This window comes from Hoeflea sp., assembly GCF_039975035.1.
GTDB lineage: Bacteria > Pseudomonadota > Alphaproteobacteria > Rhizobiales > Rhizobiaceae > Hoeflea.
Window position 1 is genome coordinate 1 of the sequence record NZ_JBDWHW010000212.1, and the last position, 13,129, is coordinate 13,129.

10 protein-coding genes and 1 pseudogene are annotated in these 13,129 nt (G+C 60.2%); 8 read left to right on the top strand and 3 right to left on the bottom strand.

Translation table 11 applies throughout. The features are described from left to right. From ABJN75_RS18875 to ABJN75_RS18910, 8 genes and pseudogenes are all read left to right on the top strand, one after another. Nucleotides 1–214 (top strand): annotated as a pseudogene (locus ABJN75_RS18875) (acetyl-CoA C-acetyltransferase); the annotation flags it as partial. Nucleotides 215–246: 32 nt separating this feature from the next. Then, the gene (gene phbB, locus ABJN75_RS18880; RefSeq protein ID WP_348441145.1) at nt 247–972 is read left to right on the top strand and encodes an acetoacetyl-CoA reductase; all 726 of its coding nucleotides are present in this window, start codon (nt 247–249) and stop codon (nt 970–972) included. 86 nt (nt 973–1,058) lie between these two features. Continuing rightward, on the top strand, nt 1,059–1,754 hold the full coding sequence (locus ABJN75_RS18885; protein ID WP_348441146.1) for a glutathione S-transferase: 696 nt from the start codon (nt 1,059–1,061) through the stop codon (nt 1,752–1,754). 891 nt (nt 1,755–2,645) lie between these two features. Next, nucleotides 2,646–5,849, top strand: coding sequence for a helicase-related protein (locus ABJN75_RS18890; RefSeq protein WP_348441147.1), 3,204 nt, complete (start codon nt 2,646–2,648; stop codon nt 5,847–5,849). 10 nt (nt 5,850–5,859) lie between these two features. Continuing rightward, a complete protein-coding gene (locus ABJN75_RS18895) occupies nt 5,860–6,249 on the top strand; it encodes an RNA-binding S4 domain-containing protein (RefSeq protein WP_348441148.1) in 390 nt (129 codons plus the stop codon). 272 nt (nt 6,250–6,521) lie between these two features. Then, the gene (gene fdxA, locus ABJN75_RS18900; RefSeq protein WP_348441149.1) at nt 6,522–6,860 is read left to right on the top strand and encodes a ferredoxin FdxA; all 339 of its coding nucleotides are present in this window, start codon (nt 6,522–6,524) and stop codon (nt 6,858–6,860) included. A gap of 415 nt (nt 6,861–7,275) precedes the next feature. Then, nucleotides 7,276–7,848: a CarD family transcriptional regulator gene (locus tag ABJN75_RS18905; protein WP_290893013.1), complete on the top strand. Its 573-nt coding sequence runs from the start codon at nt 7,276–7,278 to the stop codon at nt 7,846–7,848. A gap of 508 nt (nt 7,849–8,356) precedes the next feature. Next, nucleotides 8,357–9,220, top strand: a complete 864-nt coding sequence (locus ABJN75_RS18910) for an RNA polymerase factor sigma-32 (RefSeq protein ID WP_348441150.1) — start codon at nt 8,357–8,359, stop codon at nt 9,218–9,220. A gap of 111 nt (nt 9,221–9,331) precedes the next feature. Here ABJN75_RS18910 and ABJN75_RS18915 read toward each other — a convergent pair whose 3' ends face one another. From ABJN75_RS18915 to ABJN75_RS18925, 3 genes are all read right to left on the bottom strand, one after another. After that, nucleotides 9,332–10,813 (bottom strand): M48 family metalloprotease, encoded by a 1,482-nt coding sequence (locus ABJN75_RS18915; RefSeq protein ID WP_348441153.1) that lies wholly within the window; start codon nt 10,811–10,813, stop codon nt 9,332–9,334. A gap of 221 nt (nt 10,814–11,034) precedes the next feature. Beyond that, nucleotides 11,035–11,769, bottom strand: coding sequence for an ATP-binding cassette domain-containing protein (locus tag ABJN75_RS18920; RefSeq protein ID WP_348441151.1), 735 nt, complete (start codon nt 11,767–11,769; stop codon nt 11,035–11,037). A gap of 22 nt (nt 11,770–11,791) precedes the next feature. Further along, nucleotides 11,792–13,129: thiamine/thiamine pyrophosphate ABC transporter permease ThiP (locus ABJN75_RS18925; protein ID WP_348441152.1), on the bottom strand; the 1,338-nt coding region annotated here is incomplete at its 5' end.

The window sequence follows — 13,129 nt, forward strand, 5'->3', positions numbered from 1 at the left end:
GGCCTGCGCGGTCAACAAGGACATGGGCTGGGATCCGGCGATCGTCAACGTCAATGGCGGCGCGATTGCCATCGGCCACCCGGTCGGTGCATCGGGTGCGCGCATTCTCAACACGCTGTTGTTCGAAATGGCCCGCCGCGACGCCAAGAAGGGCCTTGCGACGCTGTGCATCGGTGGCGGCATGGGAGTTGCGCTCTGCGTCGAGCGCGGTTGATCCGGAAGTAGAGTTCAATTGGGAGGAACAGCATGAGCAAAGTGGCAATCGTGACTGGAGGGTCACGCGGCATCGGGGCAGCGATTTCGATCGCCTTGAAGGCAGCCGGATATACGGTCGCCGCCAACTATGCCGGCAATGACGAGGCGGCGGCGAAATTCACCGGCGAAACCGGTATCAAGACCTACAAGTGGTCGGTCGCCGATTACGACGCATGCGTCGCCGGTATCGCCCAGGTGGAAGCCGATCTCGGTCCGGTTGCGGTGCTGGTCAACAATGCCGGCATCACCCGTGACGGGATGTTCCACAAGATGACGCCGCAGATGTGGAGCGAGGTGATCAACACCAACCTCACCGGCCTGTTCAACATGACCAACCCGGTCTGGGGCGGCATGCGCGAGCGCAAGTTCGGCCGCGTGATCAACATCTCCTCGATCAACGGCCAGAAGGGTCAGGCCGGGCAGGTCAACTACTCGGCGGCCAAGGCCGGCGACATCGGCTTTACCCGGGCTCTGGCCCAGGAAGGCGCCCGCGCCGGCATCACCGTCAACGCCATCTGCCCGGGCTATATCGGCACCGACATGGTCAAGGCGATCGACGAAAAGGTGCTCAAAGATCGCATCATCCCGCAGATCCCGGTCGGACGTCTCGGCGAGCCCGAGGAAATTGCTCGCGCCGTGGTGTTTCTGGCAGCAGATGATGCAGGCTTCATCACCGGATCGACGATTTCGGCCAATGGCGGTCAGCATTTCTGCTGATCGCGCCGGGTGACCGACAAAATTTGCGCCCGGCGGGAAACTGCCGGGCGTTTGCGTTGCAAGCTCTTCAATCCTGAAAGCGTATCATGACTGACTACACCCTCTATTATTGGCCTGCTCCGTTCCGCGGGCAATTTGTCCGGGCGGTTCTCAGTTACGCCGGTTGCTCGTGGGAGGAGGCAGGATTTGATGCCACATCCATCCAAAGGGCCTTAAAGCCAAGCGGGCAGTTGATCCCGCATATGGGGCCACCCGTGCTGACTGATCACAGACAAGGCGTCCATCTGTCCCAGATGCCCGCAATTCTCGCGTATCTGGGCGACAAATACCGGTTGATGACCGATGACCCGGTGTTGAAAGCGATGTGTCACAAGGTCGTCGCTGATGCCAATGATGTGCTTTACGAGATGACCCGTTACAATGGCGCGCAATTCTGGACAGACACGGACTGGGAGGCATTTCGACCCAGACTTCAACGCTGGATGGAAATTTTCGAAGAGACGGGCCTACGCAACGGCCTGACAGCCGGATCGGGGTTTGTCCTGGGGACGGAATCGCCCAGCCTTGCCGACCTCGTGACTGCGACATTGTGGGGCACGATGACTGACAGGATGGCGCCGCTCAGGCAAATGCTCGACACAGATGCGCCAGCGATAGCGGGGCTGTCTGATCGCATCATGGCGCTTCCATCCCAAGCTGAACTCTGCAAGCGCAGTGAGGCGCTTTATGGCGACGTCTGGTGTGGTGGGCAGATCGAGGCCTCGCTTCGCGCAGTGCTATAGCCACGATCCGTCAACGGATGGGGCATTTCAGCGATTGTGATGGTTATGGATGGCAAAAGGCCAATTGGTTAACAAACGGAGCTGTCAACCCGGTAAATGTGGCGCTGTCGGGCTGCCGGATAGGCGGTGCTGTGCGCCGATGCACAAGATCTGGTGGTGAACAAACCGGGAAAGATGGTCAAAGGCTGATTCGTCGCCGATTCGTTCCGTCGCTGTTCCGGAAGTTAACAGAACGGCTCAAATGCCACCAACTGCGTTAACGAAGTGTTTGGAATACTTAACGAAATTTAAACGCAGAAAATGCGCGAATTACCTCGTCGAGAAGCCTGCCCTGAAGCCGAAACCTCGGGGAGAAGGTTAATTCCGGTGGTGAAACCGGCACACGGGATGCGCCATCTGCCTCAAGTTTAGTGGCACCGACAGGTTCGCGGAACCACATGTTGTGGAGAACAAATAGCCAACAAAGCCAGATCTGTGATTCGTCGCTGATTCGTTCCACGGCTGTTCCGAAAGTTAACGCAGGTAGGTAAAATGCACTCAATTCGATTAGGGAAGTGTTTGGAAGTCTTAACAAATCCTTACCCGAGGCGATGTGATGCAGGGGGGCGTGTGGCATCAGTTCCGCGCCGATCCGCAAAGGTTAACGGTCAGGGGCGGATTGGGCTGCGGTTACGGAGAGCCGATTCATCATGTGGTGGCAAGAACAGTTGATTTTGCCATATGTTGGGGTGAACAAAAGTAGAATCAGAGTGAGTCATCGATTCGTCGCCGATTCGTTCCGTCACTGTTCCAATGGTTAATTCCGCGGCTCTTGCGATCGCCGAACTTTGTCCTTTTCCAGATGCGTCAATGTGTTAGGTAACACCGGTCTTGAGCATGATACGGACACTGATGCCTGCTTCCCGCAACCATCCCCCGAAACCTTTGATCCTGTCCGGACGTGGCGTCACAGCCGTGCTCGGCCCGACCAATACCGGCAAAACCCACTACGCCATCGAGCGGATGGCTGCGCATTCGTCCGGGGTGATCGGGCTGCCGCTCAGGCTTCTGGCGCGCGAAGTCTATGGCCGGATGGTCGACAAGGTTGGCGAGCAGCATGTTTCGCTGGTCACCGGCGAGGAAAAGATCACCCCGCCCGGTGCGCGCTATTCGGTCTGCACCGTGGAAGCGATGCCACAGGAGACCAATGCTGCGTTTGTCGCCATCGACGAGGTCCAGATTGCCGGCGATCTGGAGCGCGGACATGTGTTTACCGACCGGATCCTGTCGTTGCGCGGACGCGAGGAGACGTTGCTTCTCGGTTCCTCGACTGTGCGCGGAATTCTGGAGCACTTGCTGCCCGGGATCACGGTTGTCGAACGCCCGCGCCTGTCTGAGCTGCACTATGCCGGATCGAAAAAGATCACCCGGCTGCCGCGAAGATCGGCGATCGTGGCGTTCTCTGCCGATGAGGTTTATGCAATTGCCGAACTTGTACGGCGACAGCGCGGCGGCGCCGCGGTGGTGCTTGGGGCGCTGAGCCCGCGCACCCGCAACGCCCAGGTCGAGCTCTATCAGAACGGTGATGTCGATTATCTGGTGGCCACCGACGCGATCGGGATGGGGCTTAATCTCGATGTCGATCATGTCGCTTTTGCCCAGGACCGGAAATTCGACGGCTATTCCTACCGGCAACTGACGGCGTCCGAGTTCGGCCAGATCGCCGGTCGCGCGGGCAGGCATTTGCGCGACGGCACCTTCGGGGTGACCGGTCAGGCCCAACCTTTGCCCGAAGATCTGGTCCAGCGGCTGGAAAGCCATGTCTTCGAACCGGTCAAGATTTTGCAATGGCGATCCAAGCAACTGAATTTCTCCAGTCTCACGGCGTTGCAAGCGAGCCTCGAACAAATTCCGGCCATCCCGGGTTTGACCCGGGCGTTGCCGGCTGTCGATCAGCGCGCGCTCGAGCACCTGGTCAATGATTTCGAGGTCCGCGATCTGGCCAGCACACCGAAAACTGTCGCCACATTGTGGGATGTCTGCTCGTTGCCCGATTACCGGCGGATCGCGCCGGCACAACATGCAGACCTGATCGCCACGATCTACAGGGATCTGATCCGCACCGGGGCGGTCAATGAGGATTTTCTGGCGGAACAGGTGCGCAGAACCGACTCCACGGATGGAGAAATCGACACTTTGTCGGCCAGGATTTCACAGATCCGGACATGGACTTATATTTCCAACAGACCTGAATGGCTTGCCGATCCGACACACTGGCAGGAAAAGACGCGTGAAATTGAGGACCGATTGTCCGATGCGTTGCATGAAAGGTTGACGAAACGCTTTGTTGACCGCAGGACATCTGTGCTCATGAGGCGCCTGAGAGAGAACGCGATGCTCGAAGCTGAAATCAGTGTGAACGGTGATGTCTTTGTAGAAGGTCACCATATTGGACAATTGGCCGGATTCCGGTTTGTCGCCGACTCGTCGGCGGACGGGCCTGACGCCAAGGCGGTGATCGCCGCTGCGCAGAAAGCGCTGGCGCTGGAATTCGAGGCGCGAGCGGCACGGCTGCACGCCTCGGGCAATTCCGACTTCGCCATCGGCGCTGACGGCACCGTGCGCTGGCTCGGCGATCCGGTGGCGCGGCTGGCGGCGGGCGACCATGTGCTCAAGCCGCGGTCGATCGTGCTGGCTGACGAGCAATTGTCCGGCGCAGCCCGTGATTTTGTCGTTGCCCGCATCGACCGCTTCGTCAACCATCACATCGCCACCATTCTCAAGCCGCTTGATGATCTGACTCGTGCAGAGGATCTCGATGGTCTGGCGCGCGGACTGGCATTCCGTCTGGCGGAGAACCTTGGCATCCTGTTCCGCCGCGACGTTTCGGAGATGATCAAGGATCTCGACCAATCGGCGCGCGCCAGCCTGCGCAAATACGGCATTCGATTCGGCGCCTATCACATCTTCATGCCGGCGCTGCTCAAGCCGGCTCCGGCCGAGCTGGTGACCTTGCTGTGGGCGCTGGCCAATGATGGTTTTGGCAAGTCAGGTTATGGCGACGTCACTCCGCTGCTGGCCGCCGGACGCACATCCGTGGCGACGGATCCGGAAATTGACCGCGAGTTCTATCGTCTCGCCGGGTTCCGGTTCCTGGGCAAGCGCGCCGTGCGCGTTGATATTCTCGAACGGCTGGCCGATCTGATCCGCCCGGCGCTGCAATGGAAGCCTGGTACACCGGGCGCCCGGCCGGAGGCAGCCTATGACGGCCGCCGGTTCATCACCACCACCGGAATGCTGTCGATCCTGGGTGCGACGCAGGATGATATCGAGGAGATCCTCAAGGGGCTGGGTTACCGCGCCGATACGGTGCCGGCTGAAGAAGCGCAGACACATATTGCGAGCCTTGACGCCACTCAGGCTGAAGCCGCGAACCCGGCAGGTGCCGGGCCGGTGGTCGAAGTTGTGGTGACGCGCTCGGCCGCAGAGCGTCCGCTCAAGCCTGCCGACACAGCTAAACCTGAATCCGGTGCCTCGTCTGCTGCGGCTGACACGCCGACGGCCGATACTGCACAAGCTGCCGCGGACGCTCCGGCACAGGCGGAAGAAACCAAGGATGCTGAAGCTGTCGCGGACGCCTCGGCACCTGTAGCCGAAGCGGCACCTGCAGCCGAAGAACCGACGACCGATACGGCCGTGGATACCGGCGCGAACACCGAATCCGCGGCCAAGGACGAAGCCGAGGCACCGCGTCCGGTGCTGCTGTGGCGGCCCGGCGGAAGGCAGGACGGGCCGCAGCGCGGAGCGCGCAATGCTCCCGGTGGCGCCGGCGAAGGCCGTGGGCGGCGGGAGCGCGGCAACCGCTCCGCGGACAAGCCCGCGGGTGAAGGCGGAGCAGAGGGTGAGGCACGGCCCGGCAAGGGACATCGTGGCAAGCCCGGACATCATCACGGCAAGGGTGGCAAAGGCGGCTCTGGTGGCAGAGGCAATCCGGACAAGGGCGGAGCCGGCGGCAGCGGTAGCCGCAATGACCGGCCGGTGCGCAAGGAAAAGCCGATCGATCCGGATTCGCCTTTCGCAGCGCTGGCAGCCTTGCGCGACAAGCTGAAGAAATAGGCACGGTCTGGTGGAACAGCCGGAGCGACAGCGCATCGACAAATGGCTGTTTTTCGCACGCATCGCCAAATCCCGGACTCTGGCGGGCAAGCTTGCCTCGGCAGGCAATGTCCGGGTCAACCGGGACAAGATTGATCAGGCGAGTTTTCTGGTCAAGCCGGGCGATGCGCTGACCATCAGTCTGGAGCGGCGTATCGTGGTGCTGAAGGTTGTGGCCTGCGGCCATCGCCGCGGACCGGCTCCGGAAGCGCAATTGCTTTATGAGGACATCACTCCCAAGCCCGCCGCCCCGGATGAGGCGAAAGCCGTTGTGCCGCAACGTGAACCTGGTTCGGGTCGCCCAACCAAGCGCGACAGGAGAAAAATTGATCAATTTCGCAATTCGGATACGGACGCATGATTTTGTCTTGACCGGGCCGGCTCGCGAGAAAATCATCCGCAAATCCTTGATCCTGCCGCGCAGTTTGACCGGGTGGACCAAGGTGCGGCGCTTTGTCGAAATCTGAAGTCTTGCAAAGCACCGCCAAAGCCGGTACCTCACCGCCGTTGTTCGCTATAGCGCAATGACGTTTATTCGAACGTGCGGGGCGCCATGGCGCTCTGAAATGATGCAGGCCCGGCTCGAGGCGAAAGTGCCCGAGCATGACATGCGTGGAGCCTCAGGAGAGACAAATGACCTATGTGGTGACTGACAATTGCATCCGTTGCAAATACATGGATTGCGTTGAGGTCTGCCCGGTGGATTGCTTCTACGAGGGCGAGAACATGCTGGTCATTCATCCCGATGAGTGCATCGACTGCGGAGTCTGCGAGCCGGAATGCCCTGCGGAGGCAATCAGCCCGGATACGGAGCCGGGGATGGAAAAATGGCTCGAGGTCAACACCGAGTATGCCGACAAATGGCCCAATATCACCATCAAACGTGAAGCACCGGATGACGCAAAAGAGTTTGACGGACAGGAAGGCAAGTTCGAAAAGTACTTCTCCGCCGAGCCGGGCGAAGGCGACTGAGTGCTGGTTGCCGGTCAATAACCGTTGCATTGCAACAATTTGATGGTTGCGCCGCGACATGGTTAACCAAACCTTGACGGATTTTGCCGCAAGGTGTGCCGCTATTCGCGCAAATCATTGATTTACACCATTTTTTGTGATACACATCCTATTACTGACATCTTTAAGGCGCCGTCAGGGCGAAACAAGAAGCACAAACGGAAGCAAACGTCCCTTTCAGCGGTGGCCCTCTCCTTGCAGCGTGAAGCTGCCGGAATGCCATACTCCGCGCGGTGAACGCCTGCGTTGTTTTGCCTCTTCTCGCTTAGAAATGCCTTGTCAGTGCGAAGCGCCTCCTGGCACTCGCAGGACCTGTCCGGACAACCCATGTCCGGCTCCCAGCGTCCGTTTCCGTAACAGGGAGTTTTGAAAACGCATGACAACCCAGCAGAAAAAAATGGCTTCACAGAGACAGGGTTTCAAGACCGGTGAGTCGATTGTCTATCCCGCCCATGGCGTGGGACAGATTGTCGCTATCGAAGAACAGGAAGTCGCGGGCCACAAGCTCGAGCTGTTTGTGATTGATTTCGAGAAGGACAAGATGCGCCTCAAGGTGCCGGTCGCCAAGGCGTCAACCATCGGCATGCGCAAACTGTCCGAAACAGATTTCGTCGAGCGTGCATTGAAGGTCGTCCAGGGTCGCGCCCGCGTCAAGCGGACCATGTGGTCGCGTCGTGCGCAGGAATATGATGCGAAGATCAATTCCGGCGATCTGATTTCGATTGCGGAGGTTGTTCGTGACCTCTATCGCGCTGAAAACCAGCCTGAGCAGTCCTATTCGGAGCGCCAGCTTTATGAAGCGGCACTCGACCGGATGGCGCGCGAACTCGGTGCGGTCAACAAAATGTCCGACACCGAGGCGGTGCGCCTGATTGAGGTTAACCTCAACAAGGGTCCCAAGCGCGGCAAGGCCAATGATGAAGAAGGCGCGCAGGAAGAAGCTGCCTGATCGGCAGCCCGCCTGAACAATGACTACCAAAGCCCGGGTCGCTTTACGCGCCCGGGCTTTGGCGTTTTGCATCGTGCGCTTTTTCAGATGGCAAAGCTCCGCACGCATAACACCATTTCGAACTTGCTTGCATCAGTTCCGGTTCAAACGCCTCTGCGGCAACACCGGGAGCTTCCACCCTCTACTCGGGAGGGTCAGACGCACCGCGTTGCAATGAGTGTCACCCGGCAGTTCCTGGTTCTTGCATGTCTTCGGCTGATGATTGCCGCGCCGTACTCGAATGACATGCAATAAATCCATTCTCACAGGAACCAAAACGGCCTTAAGCCGTTGTATCCATTACAGGCTCTTTGCGCCACGCCGGGTCCGGCTGGCTTGGGAATGGTTGCCTTGGGCGACCCAATCACGCTGATGTCATCGAGTGTGATGATCCAGTTGCCATACAATTGCGTAATTTTTGTTCAAGGCATGAAACTGGATAACAAGACGTCAATGACAGGAGGGTGTCATGAATGCGATCTCGGCAGACAGGCAGATGATGCGCACCGCCATGGCGGCGCCGTATCTTGAACGCGAGCAGGAGCATGATCTCGCCGTTCGCTGGAAAGACAACAAGGATCAGGACGCGCTTCACCAGATCACCATGGCGCATATGCGGCTGGTGATCTCTATGGCATCGAAATTTCGCAATTTCGGTCTGCCGATGAGCGACCTGATCCAGGAAGGCCATGTCGGCTTGCTCGAAGCTGCGGCCCGTTTCGATCCGGAGCGGGAAGTGCGCTTTTCCACCTATGCGACCTGGTGGATACGCGCCTCCATCCAGGACTACATTCTGCGCAACTGGTCTATCGTGCGCGGCGGCACCAGTTCCGCTCAGAAAGCCCTGTTTTTCAATCTGCGGCGGCTTCGGGCGAGGCTCGCGCAAGATGAGCCGACCCTTACCGACAGCGCGATCCATTCCCAGATAGCCAATACGCTCGGAGTGCATGCCAAGGACGTCGCGGTGATGGATGCCCGCCTGTCGGGATCGGATTCATCGCTGAACGCTCCGATGTCGGATGGGGAGTCGGGCGCTTCGTCGGACCGGATGGATTTTCTCAAAAGCGATGAACCGCTGCCTGATGAACAGGTCTCCACCATGATCGATGAGGAACGCCGACACCTCTGGCTTGGCGACGCGCTTACCACGCTCAATCCGCGTGAACTGCGAATCATCAAAGAGCGCCGGCTGACTGATGATGGCGCAACTCTGGAATCACTGGGTAAGGCGCTGGGAATTTCCAAGGAACGGGTGCGGCAGATCGAAAACCGGGCGCTGGAAAAGCTGCGTGCGGTTCTGACCACCCAGTCCCCGGAAATCGCCGGTTTCTGATCAATCGTTCTGCATGGATGCGGGTCATTGTTGGAAAGCCACACCATGTTTGTGCGCCACGCTGTAGCGGTTTTGCGAAAACCACATGCAAAGCCAAGCAACTGACATGCGTTAGCGGTCGGAGACGATCTTGACCTTTTTACCCGGGGCGAGGACCTCTCCCGGTGAGATCGCATTGAGCAGCCTGAACAGCTCGACCTTGCGCTCGACGCCTCGCATCCGGCCCGCCAGCGAGCCCAATGTGTCACCCGATGCAACCGTGACAATGCGGATACGCAACGGTTGAAGCGCGTTGATCTCGTTTTGCGGCATCCTCTTGAACCCGGCACGAACCACCGATGCGGCAGCGCCAAGCTCGGCGCTGCCGCGTGGCGCAGCTGTCAGGAACCGGTAAATGCGGTCCTTCAATCGGATGACGGTGATATCGAAATCCCAGCGGTCGGCGCTGGCGCGAGCCGTGGCTGCGGGCAAGCCATCGACGCGGGTTTCGCGGATCGAGCTTTCATCAAGTCCGGTGACCCAGCCGCTTGCGATATATTTGGTCAGCGATTGACGGCCATTGTCGGTCACCCCGTCGAAACGGATCGCCAGATCCCCCGGTCCCGTGGCAAGCACCGCTTCGGCATTGTTGTCGATCCGAAAACCGTCCGGCACGGAGAATTTCACGCCGAGCACGGGATGAAGAAACTCGGTCCCGCGGACATAGCCCTCATTCGGGCTGTCGCCGAACAACAGCCCATCAATCCCGTCAAGATAGTAATCCCGGCCGCGATCGCCAACGCCCTCGGGCCCGAAGGCGCGTGCATGGCTCTTGGCGAGTTCGACCCGTTGCGGCGCATTGGGGTGGCTGGCCAGAAAGTCGAGGCTGGCATCGGCGCCGGGTTCAATGGCGGCGAAACGCTGGTTGGCGTTCATGGAGTCAAGAAACCGCGCTGCCGCATAGGGATCGTAGCCGGCCTCGCCCAGCATTCTCACTCCGATGACATCGGCCTGAAGTTCCTGATTGCGGGAGAAGGCGGCCAGTGAGAGCTTGCCGTGGGCGATGACCTGGCGTCCGGCAATGGAATTGGAAAACAGCTCTTCGGCCACCTGGCCTGCAAGCTCGACTTCCTTTTCGCGGCGCTGTCGCTCGAGCCCGTGATTGGCGGTGACGTGAGCCATCTCGTGCGACAGCACGGCGGCGACCTCCGAGGCATCATTGGCGAGTGCCAGAAGTCCCCGGGTGACGTAGAGGAATCCGCCGGGCAGCGCGAAGGCGTTGACAGCAGGCGAATTCAACACGGTTATGCGATAGGCCTGTTGCGGGTTTTCCGAAACCAGTGTCAAGGCGCCGACAATGCGCGCCACCAGGCGCTCTGTCTTGGCGTCACGGAATTCGCCGCCATAACTTGCAATAATGCGCGGGTGCTCATTTGCGCCAATACGGGTGCGCGGATCGGATGCGCCCGCCTTTTCTGCGGTTTGAGGCGCATCGGACGGCTTTACACTGGTCTCGTAGACGTCAACGCCCAGGGTTTGGCAACCCGACAACGCAAGGACGCCGCACAGGATCGCGGCGGCGATCCGGAATGCTCTGTTGCCTGAGGCTGTCATGGTCGACTGGGGCGATGCGATGTTTGCCATGGTCCGGGTGTGTGGTCTGATGTTTCATGCCGGGACGGAGGCTTGAGAGCTTCGTAAGCCGGTACAATGGCTTTCGGTCTATCTCACTTCGCGCCGGTTCTCCAGTGGCAAACGCTCGCGTCGAAATTGTGGCGCTGTACCGTTTTGTTATCTTCCGGTTACGTTATCCTTCATTTGCGGTCACTTCAACGTCACACGCCTTGCGCCCCGGATTTGCGGCCGAGATAGGCCTCGAGCTCGGGCAAGTCGTGACGTTCGAAGAAGCCTGCGGCCGAGGCATCGGCGGCAATCCGCCCTTTGCTGACAAGCAGGATCTCATCGGCCGCGGCGCGGGCTTCATCCGGATCATGGGTGACCATCAGCACGGTCGCGCCAACTTCGGCGCGGATTTCCAGCATCAGACCAAGCATGTCGGCCGCAAGGCCCGGACCAAGCCCGTCAAACGGTTCGTCGAGCAACAGCAGCGGCCGGCGACGGACAAAGGCACGGGCAAGCGCCACGCGCTGCCGCTCGCCGCCCGACAGCGATGCCGGCTGCCGCCGTCCGAAACCGGCGAGGCCGACCCGGTCCAGCGCCGTCTCAACCCTGGTCCAGGCGCTGGCGTCAAGCCGCAACGCGGGATCAAGGCCCAGGCCGATATTGGTTCGGATATCGAGATGGGCAAACAGGTTGTTGTCCTGAAAGACCATCGAAACGCCACGTTCGGAGGGCGACAGGTCATTGATCGGTTTGCCATCCTGCAGGATTCGTCCGGTGCGCGGGGTGAGAAAACCAGCGGCGAGATTGAGCAGGGTCGATTTGCCCGCCCCGGATGGTCCGAGGATCGCGGTGACGGTGCCTGCTTCGCGCTGAAACGCGAACTCGGCGCTGAGGTCCCCGATTCCGTAGGCGATATTGTCGAATTCGATTGCGGGTGATCCTGCCATCGTTTTTCTTTCCTTGACCAATCTACGGGCCTCGCCGGTTGCCGAGCCTGTCGCCGATCACCATCAGCGCCATGGTTGTCACGCCCAGCAGAAGCGCCAGTCCGGCGGCGTCGGCGGTGCGGTAACTCCCAAGCTTCTGATAGAGCAGCCATGGCAGGGTGACGATGCGGTTGCTGCCAAACAGCGCGATCGCCCCCAGATCGCCCAGCGACAAGGCCATGGCAAAGACGAAGCCAGTCGCCATCGGCGTCAGCATGGCCGGAATGTCGACCTGCCAGAGGCGGTTGATCCCGGTAATCCCCAGCGACAGCGCCAACCTGCCATTGCGTTCCATGGCGCTCATATGTGCCGGTTCAATCACCCTCATGACAAAGGGCAGGGCCATCAGCGCGTTGATCAGGACAATCACGCAAAGCGGCGCGATCAATTGCCCGGCGCCGCCGCCAAGCATCAGGAACCAGCCGGCGCCAAGCACGACGGGGGGAACCAGCAGCGTGAGCGAGCTCGCCGCGCCCGACATCCCGGACAAAAGACCCAGGCCAGGTGATCGGGGTTGCGCACCTGCCGAATGGCGGGCCCGCACCATCAAGCCAGCGAGGCTGACGGAAACAGTGGCTGCGGCAATGCCGATCAGAAGGCTGGTTGCGGCAGCACGCCAGAACTGGGCGGCGCTCAGCAACCGCGAGAGATCCGCAGCCATTCCGGACACACCCACGGCCACAAGCGGCGCTCCGACAAACAGGCCGGCCACAGCTATCAAGACAAAATCGGGCAAGCTTCGCACACCGCGCGCCACATCCGGACGACTGGTCGCGCCGCCCTTGGTGTCGCCCGTCTCGGTGGGAATGGACATCAGTTTGAGCCCGAGCATTACAGCGAGCGTCAGACCGACCTGAATGAGAGACAGCAAGACCGCGCGTCCTGGATCGAAATCAAAGCGCAGTGCCTGATAGATGGCGACTTCCAGCGTGGTCGCCGCCGGTCCGCCGCCAAGCACCAGCACAAGCGTGAACGAGGTGGCGCAGAGCATGAATACCAGTCCCGCAGCGGCGCCCGCGGACCGGCGCATCGCCGGCCACTCGACCAGACGGAACAGGCTGAAGCCGCTCATGCCCAGATTGGCTGCGGTTTTCCAGTATTCCGGTGGCAACCGTTCGAGCCCCGGCAGAATCAGCCGGGCTGCGAGCGGCATGTTGAAAAACACATGGGCGATGAGAATTCCGCTCAGACCATAGATGGAGAACGGCGTTTCGAGGCCAAACAGTGCCAACCCCTTGTTGGCGACGCCATTGCGGCCCCAGACTTCAAGCAGGCCCAGCGCCGCCACCAGCGGCGGCAGGCCAAGCGGAACCGCGAAAAG